This window comes from Paralteromonas sediminis (genome assembly GCF_003820355.1).
GTDB lineage: Bacteria > Pseudomonadota > Gammaproteobacteria > Enterobacterales > Alteromonadaceae > Alteromonas_F > Alteromonas_F sediminis.
Genome location: NZ_RPOK01000004.1, coordinates 245,816 through 264,721 on the forward strand (window position 1 = coordinate 245,816; position 18,906 = coordinate 264,721).

14 protein-coding genes are annotated in these 18,906 nt (G+C 45.5%); 9 read left to right on the top strand and 5 right to left on the bottom strand.

Features of this window, described 5'->3' with window-relative positions; genetic code table 11:
* Positions 1–2 precede the first annotated feature (2 nt).
* Positions 3–1,826, bottom strand: coding sequence for a translational GTPase TypA (gene typA / locus DRW07_RS13270; RefSeq protein WP_377923162.1), 1,824 nt, complete (start codon positions 1,824–1,826; stop codon positions 3–5).
* A gap of 392 nt (positions 1,827–2,218) precedes the next feature.
* Between typA and glnA the strand changes: the two genes are divergently transcribed.
* The 4 genes from glnA (at position 2,219) to glnG (ending at position 6,881) form a co-directional block, all read left to right on the top strand.
* Positions 2,219–3,628 carry a glutamate--ammonia ligase gene (gene glnA / locus DRW07_RS13275; protein ID WP_124028414.1) on the top strand — a complete coding sequence of 470 codons (1,410 nt, stop codon included), beginning with the start codon at positions 2,219–2,221 and terminating at the stop codon, positions 3,626–3,628.
* Between the two features lie 130 nt (positions 3,629–3,758).
* Complete coding sequence (locus tag DRW07_RS13280; protein WP_165870500.1) at positions 3,759–4,295, top strand: DUF4124 domain-containing protein; 537 nt, start codon at positions 3,759–3,761, stop codon at positions 4,293–4,295.
* 86 nt (positions 4,296–4,381) lie between these two features.
* Complete coding sequence (gene glnL, locus DRW07_RS13285) at positions 4,382–5,464, top strand: nitrogen regulation protein NR(II) (RefSeq protein ID WP_124028416.1); 1,083 nt, start codon at positions 4,382–4,384, stop codon at positions 5,462–5,464.
* Positions 5,457–6,881 carry a nitrogen regulation protein NR(I) gene (glnG, locus tag DRW07_RS13290; protein ID WP_124028417.1) on the top strand — a complete coding sequence of 475 codons (1,425 nt, stop codon included), beginning with the start codon at positions 5,457–5,459 and terminating at the stop codon, positions 6,879–6,881. Before glnL ends, glnG begins: the two co-directional genes overlap by 8 nt.
* Before the next feature lie 10 nt (positions 6,882–6,891).
* Here the strand turns inward: glnG and DRW07_RS13295 are convergent, their stop codons facing one another.
* Entirely contained in the window at positions 6,892–8,025 is a 1,134-nt protein-coding gene (locus DRW07_RS13295; RefSeq protein ID WP_124028418.1) for an HD-GYP domain-containing protein, read from the bottom strand.
* Positions 8,026–8,192: 167 nt separating this feature from the next.
* Between DRW07_RS13295 and DRW07_RS13300 the strand changes: the two genes are divergently transcribed.
* The 5 genes from DRW07_RS13300 to DRW07_RS13320 all read left to right on the top strand — a co-directional run bounded on the left by DRW07_RS13300 (position 8,193) and on the right by DRW07_RS13320 (position 13,994).
* On the top strand, positions 8,193–8,909 hold the full coding sequence (locus tag DRW07_RS13300) for a 1-acylglycerol-3-phosphate O-acyltransferase (protein WP_124028419.1): 717 nt from the start codon (positions 8,193–8,195) through the stop codon (positions 8,907–8,909).
* 3 nt (positions 8,910–8,912) lie between these two features.
* Positions 8,913–9,275, top strand: coding sequence for a ribonuclease E inhibitor RraB (gene rraB / locus DRW07_RS13305; RefSeq protein ID WP_124028420.1), 363 nt, complete (start codon positions 8,913–8,915; stop codon positions 9,273–9,275).
* Between the two features lie 119 nt (positions 9,276–9,394).
* Positions 9,395–10,063 (top strand): choice-of-anchor H family protein, encoded by a 669-nt coding sequence (locus tag DRW07_RS13310; protein WP_124028421.1) that lies wholly within the window; start codon positions 9,395–9,397, stop codon positions 10,061–10,063.
* A gap of 62 nt (positions 10,064–10,125) precedes the next feature.
* Entirely contained in the window at positions 10,126–11,388 is a 1,263-nt protein-coding gene (locus DRW07_RS13315; protein WP_124028422.1) for an ABC transporter substrate-binding protein, read from the top strand.
* A complete protein-coding gene (locus DRW07_RS13320; RefSeq protein ID WP_124028423.1) occupies positions 11,385–13,994 on the top strand; it encodes a hybrid sensor histidine kinase/response regulator in 2,610 nt (869 codons plus the stop codon). The genes DRW07_RS13315 and DRW07_RS13320 overlap by 4 nt, the downstream gene beginning before the upstream one ends.
* Before the next feature lie 12 nt (positions 13,995–14,006).
* Here DRW07_RS13320 and DRW07_RS13325 read toward each other — a convergent pair whose 3' ends face one another.
* From DRW07_RS13325 to pepA, 3 genes are read right to left on the bottom strand one after another with little or no spacing between them, the layout of a single operon-like run.
* The gene (locus DRW07_RS13325; RefSeq protein WP_124028424.1) at positions 14,007–16,781 is read right to left on the bottom strand and encodes a valine--tRNA ligase; all 2,775 of its coding nucleotides are present in this window, start codon (positions 16,779–16,781) and stop codon (positions 14,007–14,009) included.
* 14 nt (positions 16,782–16,795) lie between these two features.
* Complete coding sequence (locus tag DRW07_RS13330; RefSeq protein WP_124028425.1) at positions 16,796–17,227, bottom strand: DNA polymerase III subunit chi; 432 nt, start codon at positions 17,225–17,227, stop codon at positions 16,796–16,798.
* Between the two features lie 10 nt (positions 17,228–17,237).
* Entirely contained in the window at positions 17,238–18,743 is a 1,506-nt protein-coding gene (gene pepA, locus DRW07_RS13335; RefSeq protein ID WP_124028426.1) for a leucyl aminopeptidase, read from the bottom strand.
* Positions 18,744–18,906: the final 163 nt, after the last annotated feature.

Consider the following 18,906-nt stretch of genomic DNA (forward strand, 5'->3'; position numbering starts at 1 on the left):
ACTTATGCTTTAGCTCTTGATGCGCGTTTGCGTTCTGTTTCAGTTAACAGCTTTTTACGAATGCGGATGCTTTCTGGCGTTACTTCAACCAGTTCATCATCATCAATAAATTCTAGAGCTTGCTCTAGAGACATCACGATAGGCGGCACCAAGTTTTGTGCTTCGTCAGTACCCGACGCACGAACATTGGTTAATTGTTTACCTTTAAGCGCGTTGACCGTTAAGTCGTTGTCACGGCTATGAATACCAATAATCATACCCTCGTACACTTCTACACCGTGTCCAATAAACAAGCGACCACGTTCTTGCAGATTAAATAGTGCATTGGTCAACGCCTTACCCGCTGCGTTCGCAATTAAAACACCGTTTTTACGCTGTCCAATTTTACCGCCTTTGTGTGGCCCATAGTGATCAAACGTGTGGTACAACAAGCCCGAGCCGGATGTCATCGTCATAAAATCTGTCTGGAAGCCAATAAGTCCGCGACTTGGTACGGTAAAGTCCATACGTACGCGTCCTTTTCCATCTGGCGACATATCAGTAAGTTCTGCTTTACGGAGACCTAACTGCTCCATAATTGAACCCTGATGCTCTTCTTCACAGTCAATGGTTAGATTTTCAAATGGCTCGTGTAATTCACCATCAATCTCTTTGATAATTACTTCTGGTCGAGATACCGCTAGTTCATAGCCTTCGCGACGCATATTTTCGATCAGTATGCCTAAGTGCAATTCACCGCGACCAGATACTCTGAACTTATCAGGGTCATCTGTTTCTTCCACACGCAATGCCACGTTGTGAACTAATTCATTATGTAAACGTTCAAGAATATTCCTCGACGTTACATATTTACCTTCTTTACCCGCGAATGGCGACGTATTGACCTGAAATGTCATAGTGACTGTAGGTTCATCAACCGACAAGGCCGGCAAGGCTTCAACCGCGTTTACGTCACAGATAGTGTCAGAGATCTTCAAATCACCCAAGCCTGTGATAGCGATAATGTCCCCGGCATTAGCAGAATCAACCTCATGGCGATCCAAGCCTAAATAACCCAAAACCTGGCCCACTTTTCCGTTACGCGTTTTGCCTTCGCTATTTACTACTGTGACTTGTTGATTTAGCTTCACACTTCCTCGAGTTACGCGTCCCACTCCGATAACACCCACATAGGAATTGTAATCAAGTTGCGATATTTGCATTTGGAATGCACCTGCAGGATCTGCCGCAGGCGGAGCGACTTGCTCAACAATTGTTTCAAACAGTGGCGTCATGTCTTCGCCAGCGGTGTCGGAATCGAGCGAGGCCCAACCATTTAGTGCTGACGCATAAACCACCTGAAAGTCCAACTGGTCGTCGGTAGCACCAAGATTATCAAAGAGATCAAAAACCTGATCCATGACCCAGTCCGGACGCGCACCGGGTTTGTCAATTTTGTTAATAACTACAATAGGCTTGAGCCCTTGCGCAAACGCTTTTTGCGTAACGAAGCGCGTTTGAGGCATAGGCCCTTCTTGTGCATCAACCAATAGCAAAACAGAATCTGCCATCGACATAACGCGCTCTACCTCGCCACCAAAGTCAGCGTGTCCAGGCGTATCTACGATATTAATGCGGTAATCATTCCAATTGATGGCAGTATTTTTTGCCAAAATCGTAATACCACGTTCTTTTTCTATGTCATTCGAGTCCATCACGCGCTCTTGCGCTTCACCACGGCTCTCCAATGTGCCTGATTGTTGTAACAACTTATCAACCAGCGTCGTTTTACCGTGGTCAACGTGTGCTATAATAGCAATATTACGTAAGTGACTAATATCGTTCACAATTCATATACCCTAAGTGTTAATTTTACGAGTTCGGGTACAGCCTACACGTTAGCGCCCGTTCCGCGATTTGGCGCGTATTATACTGATTTTAAAGTTTGATGATATTTGTATTTTTTTAAGGCGATAAAAAAGCGAAATGCATCGCAACAGCCTCTGCCTTTTATTGGTTCATTTACGAATAAATCTCACCAAAATGATCCATTTGTGCACTACAATAGTGCATGGACGTCACAAACAATTCATAAAATGTACGTGAAGTCTCGGTTTTATGGGAAGCTCCTTTGTGGCACGATAATCGCAAAAGAAAATGAATCGAAGTGGAATGAATATTCGAAATCAGGCTCGCTCTATCCGAATGCGAGCAAAACAAAACTAATCTGGAGGACACCATGTCGATAGACAAGGCACTTGAGTTGATCAAAGAAAGCGAAGCAAAATTTATTGATCTGCGCTTCACTGACACCAAAGGTAAAGAGCAGCACGTTTCTATTCCTGCTCATCAAGTAGATGAAGACTTCTTTGAAGAAGGCAAGATGTTTGATGGGTCGTCTATCGCTGGTTGGAAAGGTATCAATGAATCAGACATGATTTTGATGCCTGATCCTACGTCTGCAGTTGTAGACCCCTTCGCAGAAGAAACTCAGGTTAATATCCGCTGTGACATTCTTGAACCGTCAACCATGCAGGGTTACGAGCGCGACCCACGTTCTGTTGCACGTCGTGCAGAAGAATATTTGAAATCTACAGGTATCGGTGATGCGTGTTATTTCGGTCCAGAGCCAGAGTTTTTCTTGTTCGACGACGTCACCTTTCATACCGACATGGCAGGTTCTTTTTACAAGATAGATTCAACAGAAGCCAAGTGGAATTCTGGTGCTGAGTACGAAGAAGGCAATATGGCTCACCGTCCGGGCGTAAAAGGCGGCTATTTCCCTGTTCCTCCGGTTGATTCAGCACACGACACCCGTGCAGCAATGTGCATGGTAATGGAAGAAATGGGCTTGGTGGTAGAAGCACATCACCACGAGGTAGCTACTGCGGGTCAAAATGAAATTGCTTGTCAGTTCAACACCTTGGTAACTAAAGCTGACGAAATTCAGGTGTACAAGTATGTGGTTCACAATGTAGCTCACGCGTATGGTCAAACAGCGACCTTTATGCCTAAGCCATTAGTCGGCGACAACGGCTCTGGTATGCACTGTCACCAATCTATATCGAAAGATGGCAAAAACGTCTTTGCGGGTGACAAGTACGCAGGCCTCTCTGACGAAGCACTTTACTACATTGGTGGTATTATCAAGCACGCACGCGCTATCAATGCATTCTCTAATGCATCGACTAACAGCTATAAGCGTTTGGTGCCTGGTTTTGAAGCACCTGTTATGCTTGCATATTCTGCACGTAACCGCTCTGCTTCAATTCGTATTCCTTATGTTACCAGCGATAAAGCACGTCGTATTGAAGTGCGCTTCCCTGACCCGACAGCCAACCCATACCTTGCATTTACAGCAATGCTAATGGCTGGCCTAGATGGGATTAAAAACAAGATTCACCCTGGCGATTCAATGGACAAAGATCTCTATGATTTGCCTGCCGAGGAAGCGGCGGAAATCCCAACAGTGGCAAGCTCATTGGAGCAGGCACTTGAAGCACTTGACAGTGACCGTGATTTCCTTAAAGCCGGTGGTGTAATGACCGATGACATGATTGATGCGTACATCGCACTTAAAGCTGAAGAAGTTGAGAAGCTAAACATGACTACTCACCCTGTAGAGTTTGACATGTACTACAGCGTGTAAAAGGTATAACACACAATAAGCCCGGATAAACCCGGGCTTTTTTTTGCTCAAAAAAGCTTCGCACGTACAGTGACAGTTGTGGTAGTTTAGTTTATGTTGGTACTAGTAGGGAATGAGTTGGAAGTGTTATATGAATGCGGTCAAAGGTAAATCAACAGCAATTATTTTGTTAGTGGCACTGGCCACATTCTCTGTCAGTGCACAGGTCATCTACAAAATTGTCCAAGAAGACGGTACCGTGCTCTACACTGATCAGCCCATTCCAGGCGCAGAACCGCTCGACTTGAGTGAAGTGAACAGTGCTGTTATGCCAAGGTTGGCCACCCCGCCATCGCAATCTTCAAACACAGAGCAACCTGAAGGTGAAAGCTATAAGATAGAAGTTGTATCCCCTGCACCTGAAACAACGGTAAGAGATAATCAGGGGAGGATAGCAATTACTGCCCGTCTATCTCCTACTGCTAATGGTCAATTCCATTTATGGTTGAACAATCAGAAAGTAGGAAGCCAAACCAGTGGCTCTTTTATGGTTGAAGGATTAAATCGCGGAGCGCATACATTTTTTGTTACCGCAACTGACAATACAGGCAAGACTCTTGCATCATCTGACCCACAGACATTTTACATGCATCAAGCGTCGGCATTGGTCAATTCGGGCAACCGTTAATAAGGGTTCTTTGGGATCTTAACTAACCATAATGGCGACGCATGATCTATAATGCACCAATATAGTGCATGGGTTATGGGGCAAATATGTGCGAAGCCGATATCGAGTTAACAGCATTACTCGATAGTTTACATACCGCTATTGTAGTGGTGAACGAATCCCTTCATATTCAGTACGCAAACCATGCTGGCCTCGCATTATTTGAGACGGGCTTCAAACAACTTTGCGACCATCCTCTTACTGACTTCTTTCGTCCTGAAACAATTAACGCGTCTCGCTTGAAAGCAGCACTTCGTAAAGGAGAAGATTTCACAGAGAATGAAGTGACATTGCTATTTAAAGAGCAACGAATGGTGCTGGCTGACCTTACGGTAACGAATATGCGCCTCAAAGATGAACCCATGCTTATGTTCGAAGTAAAGAAAGTTGATAAGCAGAAGCGGATATCAAGAGAAAATCAACAAAATGCGCAGCATTTTGCCGCACGTGAGCTTATTCGCGGTCTTGCTCATGAGATCAAAAATCCACTTGGCGGCATTAGGGGGGCAGCACAGTTATTAGAAAAAGAACTCAGTCCACAGCAGGCAGAATTTACCCAGTTGATCGTAGAGCAGTCAGACCGCTTGCGGGCTTTGGTTGACCGGTTGCTCGGCCCCAATTCGCTGCCCACGATGCAGTGGTGCAATATCCACGAAGCCATCGAAAAGGTCCGGACCCTTATTTCAGCTGAAGTGGGGAACAAAATTCAGGTGATAAGAGACTACGACCCCAGTATTCCCATGGTCTGCGTAGATACAGATATGATTCAGCAGGCGGTGCTAAATATTGCTCGCAACAGCATTCAAGCTATAAAACAGGCCAATATCAACCACCCTAAAATTAGGCTTGTTACCCGCGTAGACAGACAAGTCACGATCCACGGTGAACGCTATCCTTTAGTAGCAAAAGTCAAAGTCATAGATAACGGGCCCGGTATTCCTTTGGATATCCGCGACACTCTGTTTTATCCCATGGTAACAACAAAAGAAAATGGCAGTGGTTTAGGTTTGTCTATTGCGCAGACATTGGTTAACCACCACAGCGGAAAAATAGACGTAGAGAGCCGCCCTGGTTTCACGGCATTTGTTCTCTATTTACCCATAAAAAAACAGGAACAACCCTATGAGTAATGCAAGGTCCTGGGAACCCGTGTGGATTGTCGATGATGACAGCTCTATACGATGGGTTTTACAAAAGGCACTTCAGGCAGCAAACATCGAATGCGTTACCTTTGAAAATCCGCAGGATGTGTTGCTTCAACTGGATGCAGGACAAAGCCCTGAAGTTATTATTTCTGACATTAGAATGCCTCAGCAAGATGGCATGTCCTTGATGAAGGACATCCACCAGCAATATCCACACATTCCTATTATTATCATGACCGCGCATTCGGACTTGGACAGTGCGGTAAAAGCCTACCAAAAAGGTGCTTTTGAATACCTGCCAAAGCCCTTTGACATCGACGAAGCCGTTTCACTGACGCAGCGCGCATTGGCTCATGCCAGAGAAAATAAACAGACTATAGCCCCTGAAGAACACAGTAGCCAAACGGAAATTATTGGTGAGGCACCGGCCATGCAGGAGGTTTTTCGTGCAATTGGGCGTCTTTCTCGTTCATCAATCAGCGTATTAATAAATGGTCAATCGGGTACCGGTAAAGAACTGGTTGCCCAAGCATTGCACCGTCACAGCCCCAGAAATAAGCAACCCTTCATAGCGTTGAACATGGCGGCAATACCGGCTGATTTGGTGGAATCAGAGTTGTTTGGTCATGAGAAAGGGGCATTTACGGGGGCTCAGAATGCACGGCAAGGCCGCTTTGAGCAGGCCGATGGTGGAACCTTATTTCTCGACGAAATTGGAGACATGCCGCTTGATGTACAAACGAGATTGTTACGGGTACTCGCAGACGGTCAGTTCTATCGCGTGGGAGGGCACCAACCCGTTAGTGTTAATGTGCGTATTATTGCCGCAACACACCAAAATCTAGAAAAACGCGTCGCTGATGGTAAGTTCAGAGAAGACTTATTTCATCGTCTGAATGTTATCCGAATACATATTCCATCACTGGCTCAACGCAAAGAGGACATTCCGCTACTCGCTGACCATTTCTTGCGTGTTGCGGCAAAAGAGCTCGAAGTAGAAGCTAAAATACTCAATAGCGAAACCAAGAAGCTGCTGATGCAGATCCCTTGGCCCGGAAACGTACGTCAGTTAGAAAATGTATGTCGATGGCTAACTGTAATGGCAAGTGGTCAGGAGGTTTTACCACACGATTTACCTCCGGAAATTTATACAGAGAGTACCCCGCCTCCAGAGCACAGCAATACTGATGGCTGGCCGTCTTTGCTGGCAAAATGGGCAGATGCTGAGCTCGCTTCAGGAAAGGACAATATTCTCAACAACGCAAGCTATACTTTTGAAAAAGTATTGCTGGAACGCGCACTTCAATATACCCGAGGACACAAACAAGAAGCGGCAAAGCGATTGGGATGGGGCCGAAACACCCTTACTAGGAAGTTAAAAGAGCTCGACTTTCCCAGTTGATTAACCGGCTTTATCGGGTCAGTAACTTGGTCATAGCAACATTAAAGTGCCGCATCCATTTCATACTAAATTGCCCTTTGGCAGAGCGGTTAATTTCAATGACCGCTTTTTTGCGCGCCATGGGCTTGTCATTATGGGCTCTGGGATGCGTCATCGCATCAAAGGTATCTAGGATCGCGAGAAGTTTGGCCCCATCACACATTTCTTCGTCTTTGATCCCCAGCGGATAACCAGAGCCATCGGCTCTTTCGTGCACCTGTAGCACAATTTTACGTGCCACGTCCCACTGGTTTAAATGTTCCAGTAGGCGCGAACTCTTGTAGACATGAGAACGCATCAAGTTAAATTCGGTGTCTGAATATGAGCCTTCTTTGTGCAGTAACTTTAAGGGCATAAACGCCATACCAAAGTCGTGCACATATGACGCCACCGCCAACTGGTCCTCTTCAATAGGCTTACCTGCCACTTGGTTGATTAACAGCGCCATTTTCGCAATTCTATCACCGCGCCCTCGCCAAAAGTTTGAGCGTTTTTCAATCACCTGCATCATGTCGCGGAAAAACAAAATGTCCATTTGCTTTTCTGCGCTAATATCTTTTGGTATACCAGTTTTAGACAACGTCAAGCCGTCATCAGCTGTTTTAATTTCCAACCCATCTTTGGTTTCATCGACAATGAGTGACGGGTTTAATACTTTGACTGCGTCTATCAGTCTCTTTTCGTGCTCATCGCGGTTTTCAGGTGTAATCTGCTTTATGGCTTCAACTAAATCTGCCTGCAATACGTCGTCATATTCAGCCACCCCGCGACTCATGATCCCTTCAACAAAGTGTTTGACGATATCCATTGTCTGTAAAACTAAATCCGACAATAAACTACTGTATTCCATCTGTCCTTTGCGCAGATAATCCAGCAAATCTTCCATATGCTGCAATAAGGGGATCATGGGAGAAAACCCAACAAGACCAAGATCGCCTTTAATGGTGTGGACCGACCTGAAAAGAGCCCGCTGTAATTCGTTGTCTTCCGGTCTGAGTTCTAACTCAATGAGTGTTTGTTCACTAGACTCGTAGAGTTCATTTATTTCCTCAATTAAGTCATTGAGAATGTCATCTTCGAGATCTTCTGGACGAAATGTCTGCATAAAAGCTACTCATCTAATGGGGTTATTTTCACTGTATCGTTTTTTTGCGAACAGGTCTTTAACTTAATATAGGGTCTTATCTTGAAATACGCATTGTTAAACGTAAAGTAGCGCTGGCAGAGCCATGCGTAAATCGCTATACTTCGCCAAAAATTTTGAGCGTACACGTGTTAGCTTTACTTAGAATCATTCTTATTGCCATTGGTTTTTTAGTGGTCAACATCATTGTTTTGGCCGCGTGTATAGTGCGGCCTTTTCATAGGAACAATGTTCACTTTGCTGGACAGATGTACTCCCAAATCTCCACCATACTGGGTATAAAAATAGAAATAGAAGTGGATGAGGCGGTAAAAAAAGACGAAAAATACGTCTACATCGCAAATCATCAGAACAGTTATGACATTTTTACAATTTGTCGGGCAGCACAACCCGGTGTAGTCACAATAGGGAAAAAGAGTCTTAAGTGGATCCCAATATTTGGTCAGGTTTATTTTCTCTCTGGCAACATCATGATTGACCGTGGAAATTCGGGTAAAGCGAAAAACACCTTGTCTGTCGCAGCGCGAAAAATTAAAGAAAAAGGGTTATCAGTATGGATGTTTCCAGAGGGAACACGAAGCTATGGCAGAGGCCTTTTACCTTTTAAATCGGGTGCCTTTCGTCTGGCATTAGAGACCGATGAACCAGTAGTGATGGTGTGTGCGAGTGATACCCATAAAAAGATACAACTCAATCGCTGGGATAATGGCACCATATACATTCGCATATGCGCCCCAGAAAAAATAGACCAATCAAAAACACCGCGAGAATGGTCTGAATATTTTCATGCAAAAATGCAGGCAGAACTTGCTAAACTTAATGCAAGAGAAAACACAAAGGTGTAAACCATGTCGCAGTTTGATGAAAGAGAAGAATGGTACGAATTTAATAACGAAACGGTTGAAGCCCTGCTAGCAGATGGCAGTCAAGAGGATGCAACTTATACCATGGAGCATCACCTTGCGAGCAGCAACTTTGAATTATTGGAAAAAGCGGCTGTGGATGCCTTCAAGGCTGGTTTTGAAGTGACTGATGCTGAGGAACTGATGCTTGATGATGGTGGTATGGTGTTTTGTTTTGACGCCATTGCCGAACGCACCTTGAACCTGGACACGTTAAAAAATGACACAGACGCACTGCTGAAAATCGCAGATAAGCACAAGGTACACTACGATGGCTGGGGTACTTATTTTATTCCCACCGAAGACTAAATGCATTCACTTGGCCCTCACGCACTGAGGGTCATTCATTTTTGATTCACAAACGAATCACTTACTATTCAGGCTGAGAAACGCATAGTCAGATTCACACTGAAAAGGAGAATCCGACTATGAAAGCACCATTCACTGCTATTGTTTGCGCCTTACTGCTTTTTCTTATGGCACCCGCATCAGCCAATGATGTAAAGGTCAACGCACAAATACCGACAGTGACAAATACGCAGAAGTCCGCGCTTAAACCTTTGCCATCGACAAAAGTTGTTAGCCAGGCTCAATCACAAACCGCGGCGGCACAAAGTGACTACTGGTTTCACGACACTTGGCTCACGTTAACGCGTGACAGAGACCATGATGGTTATGCATCGTCGTTCTCACTAACCTTAGATATAGACACCGTTTTCAGTGACTCAGAGGTTTACGCCGTTGTTTACCTTGGCGACGACGACCACTATACATCGCTATATGAGACTAGCGTATTTGAGATCTATGGTAATAGCAGCAGTGACACTATTACTCTCGACATCGATTTATTGACCGGCTACCCGACCAGAGACTATGACATACTGATTGAAATATACGATGCTTACTCGAATGTGCTACTCGCTTACAACAATCTCTATGACGATGCCGACCTTGGTTATCAGCCTTTGGAAAGCAGTAACTTTGACGTGGAGTATTATCAGCAGAGTCTGGTTGTCGAACATCACGGGGGCGCATTTTCATTGCTTTTCGTGGGAAGCTTGTTGCTGCCATTAGTTTTATTCCGCACCAAACCCTGATTTTCTAACCTATCTGGGCTATAACATTGTTAAGGACGAACCATATATAAGTATTTGGCAAAGTGACCAGCCGCAGACGATTTGTAAAATCCATATTATCAGTTCTTGCCAGCGGCGCTCTCCCCGCTGGCATTTCGCCCTTTGCCATTGGCAAAGAACGGCCTACGTTAAGGGTATTGGGCACTCACGTCACACTTCAGGAAACGCTGCGCCAATACGCAATGCAGGATCTTGGCATCAACATTGTCTTTGAACCCAAAGGCAGTGCGGCAGTGCTACAAATAGCAGCAACCCAACCCGAATCATTCGACTTATATGAACAGTGGTCAAATAGTATGCAGGTGCTGTGGCGCGCTGGTGCTATTCAACCCATAGAAAAAAAACGTTTGACCTACTGGGATGAAATTAATGCACTAACCAAAACAGGAAAGTTAACCAAAAGCGCCAATATTGGTGCAGGTGACGCGCCATACCGGCTACTGAATGTTCAGGACGATGGTAGCCTCGGAAAGCAACATACTGACCTTATCAGTTTTTTACCCTACGTACACAATGTAGACTCCTTTGGCTACAACACAGCCTTTGTCGATATGGGCATAGAGTATGAAACGGAAAGCTGGGGTTGGCTGCTTGATGCTCAATATTCCAACCTTGTAGCCATTGTTAACGCGCCTACTATAGGCTTATTTGATTTAGCATTAGCTGCTCAAGCCAAAGGCTTCATCACCTTTAATGATATCGGTGCGATTACACGAACAGAATTAGATGAGCTTTTTACCATTTTAATTGAACTCAAACAGACCGACCATTTCAGCGGGTTTTGGACATCGGTTCCAGAATCAGTTGAGTTTATGCGCTCGGGACGGGTAGTCATTGAGAGTATGTTCTCTCCTGCGGTGTCTGACCTAAGAGCTAACAACATAGATGTTCGATTCGCGGCGCCCAAAGAGGGCTATCGAGGCTGGCATGGTGTGATGTGCTTGTCATCAAAAACAGAGGGGCGCGTAAAAGATGCAGCGTATGAATACATGAACTGGTGGCTATCAGGTTGGCCTGGCGCCTTTATTGCCCGGCAGGGCTACTATATTTCTAATCCTCAAAGGGCATCCAAATACCTTAGCCCCAGTGAATGGGATTACTGGTATGGCGGATTGCCTGCTGACAGTGATCTGAAAGGTCCTACTGGTCAGGTAACCGTAAAAAAAGGGGAAACACGAACTGGCGGCAGCTATGAAAAACGACTGAGTAATATAGCGGTATGGAATACGGTAATGCCTACTTATGAATACAGTTTACAGAAATGGTATGAGTTCATAACCGCATGATGACAAGTATTCGCACACAACTTCTCGCCATGTTTTTCATACTCGCAATGATCATCATTGCGCAGGCGTACATAGGCTATCGCAATCAGGTATTTTTGAAAGAGCAATTAGCCATAACCCAGCAAGCGGGGGAAGATATAAGTGCAGTAAGAGAACTCGAGCGCAACATCGTAGACCTACAGCGCACTGTCCTCACCTACAAGCTCACTCGAAGTAATGCCATTGTAAATCGATTTGACCGCGTTAAGCTGGATATTGATCGCCGTCTATTGTCGTTATCTACCTCTTCTGTCTCTCGCCTAGCTGTAGTAGCGGAAGAAGCCTTGTTTGAACGAATGGAACGTCACGTTGAAGACTACGCCAGTAACTTTGCCGAATTTGTCAGTAATCACCAATACGGTGAGGCGATTTTTGAGCAGCGTCTGACCAATGCTATGCAGCTTCTAAAACCTGAACTTGAAGGGAATGTGTTTCAGTTACAGCTGCTGCAGCAAGCCAAAGAAGCGATGTTGTCGTTTCAACTCGAGCCAGAGGCTTCTCATTTAGAAAGTTTTCAACAATTTACAGATATATTGCTGCTCAACCCTCTCCCGGATTCCACCTATAAACGCATTCAAGATCTGCAACAAGATATGCTGTTATATTCACAACTGATACGAGGCGAGTTATTTTTGACCAATGTGGTTATGGCTGGGTCAGCAAACGAGTTTCTTTATTTGAGCAGCCGCTTAGTTAAATTAGTCAATGAATCTACTGAGCAAACGAATAAAGACATACAGGCCAGTATCGTAGAGGCGCAGAAAGGAAGTCAGCTGATTTTAATCGTGGGTATTTCACTGGTGCTTCTGCTCGCTATGATCACTTACTTGCGTATTCTTAAACCTATTGGCTTTATCACCGACGTATTCAATAAACTCTCCAAAGCAGGTGACGTCAGCGTCATCCCGGGCCAAAACCGTAAAGACGAGATTGGTTCTCTGGCTGCAGCTGCAAGTGTTTTTAAAGATAAAAACAAGCAAACGGAGCAGCTTCTTATTGATGCAACTCAATTAAATAAGCAACAGGAATCATTGAACATCGAACTCAGTGAGGCAAAAGTAAAAGCAGAACAGGCAACCGCACTAAAGAGCCGTTTTCTAGCCAATATGAGTCATGAAATCCGTACACCTATCAATGGCATACTGGGACTGACGGAATTGGTCCAAAGACATCCAATGCCCAATACAGTTAGAGACTATATTGGGAAGATTGAACACTCCAGCAGGCTACTTCTTTCTGTTATTAACGATGTCTTGGACTTTTCCAAAATTGAAGCAGGCAAGCTGGATATAGTCGAGGCTCCCTTTGCGCTGCATTCTGTTTTTGAAAATATCCTGACTGTTATCGCTATGAAAGCGGCACAAAAAGATTTACAAGTTAGATTAGCCGCAACCCCCACTTTGCCAGACAGCTTCATAGGAGATGAAAAACGAATTACACAGGTTGTTCTTAACCTTTGTGCGAATGCAATAAAATTTACCCATGAAGGCGAGGTGTCAATTAATTTTAGCGGCGCCATTAATCCCCATACAAAAAAATATACATTGCGGGCAGTGATCAGCGACACAGGTATAGGGATGAGCGAGGAACAATCTGCCAGTGTTTTTCAGCCCTTCACGCAAGCAGATAATGCATCAAACCGACGCTTTGAGGGAACCGGTCTTGGCTTGGCAATCGTTAGTCAGCTTACAGACCTGATGGGAGGGGGCGTAAGCGTGCACAGTCAACCTAATGAAGGCAGTGTGTTTTCTGTGTGGTTTGAACTCTCGCCTAAACCCAATGCCAATAAGCTGCTTTATTTTGAGCAGGTCCCCCCCAATATTCTCTATTTTTCAGACATCCACCTAATCGAAACAGACTACCTAGCCTGCAGTAGTATTGACAGCAGTCTCCCCTTTGCTGCGTGTTTTAATCATGAACTACACGACCATAATTACGCCATTCTCGATATTCCCTCTTACTCAGTATTTAAAGAACATCAGCAGGCACTGTATACCCTGTTATCAAAATATCCGAACATTGGATTGGTTTTCCCCACAATGTCTGGCCAGTTGAAAGAAAAGCTGCAAGTTGACTGGCAAGGCCCTATGCTAAGCCATCCTTTTACGCCCGCTGAATACTACATGTTTATCAATAAACTTGTGGGTGACGAAAGTGAAGAGCGGGTTGATTTATCTGTCGCACTAGACGATATCCGTCTTGACGGCCACGTGCTATTGGTAGAAGACAACGACATTAACCAGATGGTGGCGGGGGAAATGCTGTCAACGGCAGGTATTACTTATGACATTGCTGAAAATGGCGAGCAAGCAGTGAACAAGCTGCAGCACTCAAATAACTACAATTTGGTCTTAATGGATATTCAAATGCCGATCATGGATGGTTTGGAAGCAACCCGACAGTTGCGTCAACAAGGTTTCTCAAAACCTATCATTGGATTATCTGCGAATGCAATGAAACATGACAAAGAAGTCGCCGCTGAGGCAGGAATGACCGATTATCTGACCAAACCCATTTCAAGAAGTGCACTATTAAGCCGACTTAGTCACTATCTGTCGACTCAATAGTGCTTATACATTTTACAACGAGGCGATCGTTTCCCTTTGTGCCATTAAAGTGCGTTGTTGTGACTGAAAATCTTCACTTTTTGCACGCTCTTTAGCAATCACCGCATCGGGCGCGTTGGCCACAAACTTTTCGTTAGCTAACTTGCCTTCAACGCGCTGAATGTCTTTACTCAGCTTATCTAATGCTTTGTCGATGCGGGCTAGCTCTGCATCTTTGTCTATTAGACCCGCCATCGGAATTAACACTTCCATATCACCCACAATGGCAGTCGCACTTGGTGGCGCCTCCTCTCCGTCAGCCAGCTGTGTAATAGATTCCAGTTTACCCAAACGCGTTAGGAATACTTGCATATCCTGGGTCCGACGCTGGTCTGACGCAGACGCGTTCTTAAACAGCACATTCAGTGGCTTATTGGGCGATATGTCCATTTCGCCTCGAATATTGCGCACGCCCACTATGCACTTCTTCAACCAATCGATGTCCGCAATTATTTCTTCGTCAATTAGTTCAGGCACTTCTTCAACAAAAGGCTGCCCCATAATCGTGGCGTCTGCTTCAAGCGCATGACCGCAAAGCGGCGCTACCTGTTGCCAAATAGTATCGGTGATAAATGGCATGAAGGGGTGAAGCAAGCGCATCAACTGCTCTAGTACATTCACCAAAGTATGTCTGGTACCACGCTTTTGGGCGTCTGTTGCATCTTCATTATTCAATACTGGTTTTGTAAGTTCCAAGTACCAGTCACAGAATTGATTCCAGGTAAACTCATACATATGCTGAGCCGCAATATCAAAACGGTAGTCAGCAAGTGCTGTTTCTATGTCAGCCCGTGTTTTTTGAAGCGTCGCGAGGATCCACTTGTCTGCCACAGACAATTGTAGCTCCCCTCCCTTGGCTCCCGTGTCGGCATCCTGCGTATTCATCAGGACAAATCGCGAAGCATTCCATATTTTATTACAGAAGTTTCTGTAGCCCTCAACACGGGCCATATCAAAATTGATGTCACGGCTGGTAGAAGCCATCGCTGCAAACGTAAAACGCAACGCATCTGTACCGTAGGCATTGATCCCCTCTGGAAATTGCTTACGAGTACGTTTTGCAATTTTTTCTGCCATTTGAGGCTGCATCATTCCAGCAGTACGCTTCTCTACTAAGGTCTCAAGTTCAATCCCGTCGATCAGATCAATAGGATCAAGCACGTTTCCTTTCGACTTAGACATTTTGTCGCCGTTTTCGTCGCGTATAAGCCCTGTAATGTAGATGTCTTTAAACGGTATTTGACCCGTAAACTTTTTTGTCATCATGATCATTCTGGCAACCCAGAAGAAAATGATATCGAAGCCAGTAACCAATACTGAAGATGGCAAAAAAGTTTCAAGCTCAGGTGTTTGCTTGGGCCATCCCATAGTGGCAAAAGGCCACAACGCAGAGGAGAACCAGGTATCAAGTACGTCTTCATCCTGATGTAAGACAACATCGTTTGCCAAACCCTGCTTTTCTCTTACCTCGGATTCAGTGCGGCCAACATAGACATTACCGTTATTATCGTACCAAGCTGGGATCCGGTGCCCCCACCACAATTGTCGTGAGATACACCAATCCTGAATATTATGCATCCATTGGTAGTAGGTCTTATTCCAGTTTTCAGGGACAAACCGTATTTCGCCGCTTTCAACCGCTTCTATTGCAGGCTTAGCCAGACTTTCCACAGCCACATACCATTGATCGGTAAGATAAGGCTCAATTACCGCGCCGGTACGATCCCCTCTTGGCACTTTGAGTTTGTGATCGTCTATCTTCTCAATCAACCCCAGCGCGTCCAAATCTGCCACAATTTGCTTACGTGCATCGAATCGGTCCATACCACGATACGCCTCTGGCGCATCGTCATTGACTTTTGCATCGGCGGTAAAGATGTTGATCATGGGAAGGCTATGGCGTTTCCCCATCTCATAGTCATTAAAGTCATGTGCGGGGGTGATTTTTACACAACCTGTACCGAACTCCAGATCGACATAATCATCGGCAATAATAGGAATAAGACGGTCGCTTAATGGTAACTTGATCTCTTTTCCTATGAGCGACCGATAGCGTTCATCGTCTGGATGCACTGCAACGGCTGTATCGCCCAGCATAGTTTCAGGACGGGTAGTAGCGACAACCAGGTGACCACTGCCATCAGCCAGTGGATAACGCATGTGCCACAGGTGGCCACTTTCTTCTTCGTTCACCACTTCCAGGTCAGACACGGCAGTATGTAAAACCGGATCCCAATTCACCAGGCGCTTGCCTCGATAAATCAACCCTTCTTCGTGTAGCTTCACGAAAACTTCTGTCACCGCTTCTGACAGGTTGTCGTCCATGGTAAATACTTCACGGGACCAGTCAGGTGACGTCCCTAACCGACGCATTTGCCCGGTAATTGTGCCGCCGCTGTGTGCTTTCCATTCCCAGATCTTTTTGACAAAGTCGTCACGGCCCAAATCATGGCGTGTTTGACCTTGGGCGTTTAACTGGCGCTCTACGACCATTTGCGTAGCAATACCCGCGTGGTCGGTTCCCACCTGCCATAACGTATTATTTCCTTTCATTCGCTTATAGCGGATGAGGGCGTCCATAATAGTATGCTGGAAAGCATGGCCCATATGCAGGCTGCCTGTCACATTGGGAGGCGGAAGTAAAATACAGTAGGGATCGCCCTTGCCGCTAGCAGCAAAATGGCCGCTGTTTTCCCAGCGTTGATAGCAAGTTTGCTCAATTGATTGAGGGTCGAAAGTTTTTTCCATGGTATCTCTCAAGATCACGCGCCTGGCGGTTGTGCAAACTGCATTGCACAGCCAGCACGCTGATAATATTTATAGCGTTCCCTTGCAGCTTGCTTAGCTGCTTCTTGCGCAGGAACAAAATCGATAATGTGATTAAAACGCTGTGGTTCAGAAAGTGTAGAACCTGACAAGGCAATAACACTCTGTCTGACTCTTACGTCACTCTCCAGCCAACATACCTCTACGGGCGCGCCATTAACCGGCCCCTCTCCCTTGAGGTTATGTGGAATAAACCTGTCAATAGGCGCCTGCCACAGCAGTTCATCAAAAGCATGCGCCTGGGTAATATCTTTGCACCACACACTGGCTTTTATTTTATCGCCATACAAATCAGCAGCAAGCTGGCAAGCCAGCTGCTGCCCATCAAGGTCGTCTGCCGGAAGGGAGTAAAAGGTTACTTGTGTCACTGTCAGCTATTTAGTCTTCGTTTGCCATTCCGGAACGATTTAATAAAAATTGTGTCAACATAGGTACCGGACGACCAGTTGCTCCTTTATTTTTACCGCTCACCCATGCCGTACCAGCAATGTCCAAATGCGCCCAGTGGTACTTTTTCGTATATCGCGACAAGAAACAGGCTGCTGTAATGGTGCCAGCGGGTCGACCGCCTAAATTAGACATATCAGCAAATGGACTTTCTATTTGCTCTTGGTACTCATCCCACAGCGGCAAACGCCATGCTCTATCAGAAGCTTGCTCTGACGCATTAAGTAATTCATGTGCCAATGGGTTATGAGTACTCATCAGGCCAGTAGCATGTTTGCCTAAAGCAATAATGCAGGCCCCGGTTAAGGTGGCTACATCGACCACTGAATCTGGCTCAAAACGCTCCACATAAGTAAGCGCATCGCACAGTACCAAACGACCTTCTGCGTCAGTGTTGAGCACTTCAACGGTTTGTCCTGACATAGTTGTTAATACATCACCTGGTCGATAGGCGTTAGCATCGGGCATGTTTTCACACCCTGCCAGCACGCCAATAACATTTAGGGGTAAATTAAGCTCTGCGATAGTGTGCATTAAACCCAGTACGGTAGCAGCGCCACCCATGTCGTATTTCATTTCATCCATGGCTTCGCCAGGCTTGAGTGAAATACCCCCTGAATCAAACGTTAAGCCTTTACCCACGAAAACGATAGGCGCATCACCGTCGTTACCGCCTTTATGATGGATAATACTCATCATTGATTCATTGTCTGAACCACGACCGACAGCAAGATAAGCATTCATACCCAACTCCGCCATTTTCGCTTCGTTGACCACTTCCGTTTCAATTGCGTCGTATTGTTCACCGAGTGCCTGAGCCTGCTCCCATAGATAGGCTGGGTTGCAAATATTCGGCGGCATATTTGCTACATCACGCGTGACTTTTGCGCCTGCAGATATGGCTAAACCATGCTCAACCGCTTTTTCACCGGTATGTAACTCGCGGCGAGTCGGCACATTAAACACCATTTTACGCAAAGGACGACGAGGTTCGCCTTTTTTCGTTTTCAGCTGTAAAAAGGTATACAGTGAGTCCTGCGTGGCTTCTACGGCTTGGCGAACTTTCCAATAGGTATCCCGCCCTTTAACGTGAAGCTCAGTGAGAAAGCAAACCGCTTCCATAGAACCCGTTTCGTTAAGCGTTTTAATCGTTTTAGCAATAATTTGTTTGTACTGGCGTTCGTCCAGTTCGCGCTCTTTTCCACATCCGACTAGCAAAACGCGCTCACTCAACACGTTGGGCACGTGATGTAAAAGCAACATTTGGCCAGCTTTACCTTCCAAATCGCCTTTACGCAGTAAATTACTGATATATCCCTCACTAATTTCGTCCAACTGCTCGGCGACAGACGTTAATCTGCGGGGTTCAAACACACCAACTACAATACAGGCACTACGCTGCTTTTCAGGACTTCCACTTTTTACACTAAATTCCACTCAATATACCCCTTGGTTTTCTGTCGCGGGCGATCTAACGTTTCTACGCGCATTGTGTTTTAATAGTAGTTAAGAGCGCGCGTAAACGCGTAAAACTGTTCGAAACCTGAAGTTTACTCAACTAACGTGAGTTTTTCATTATTATTACCAATTTTCCTACATA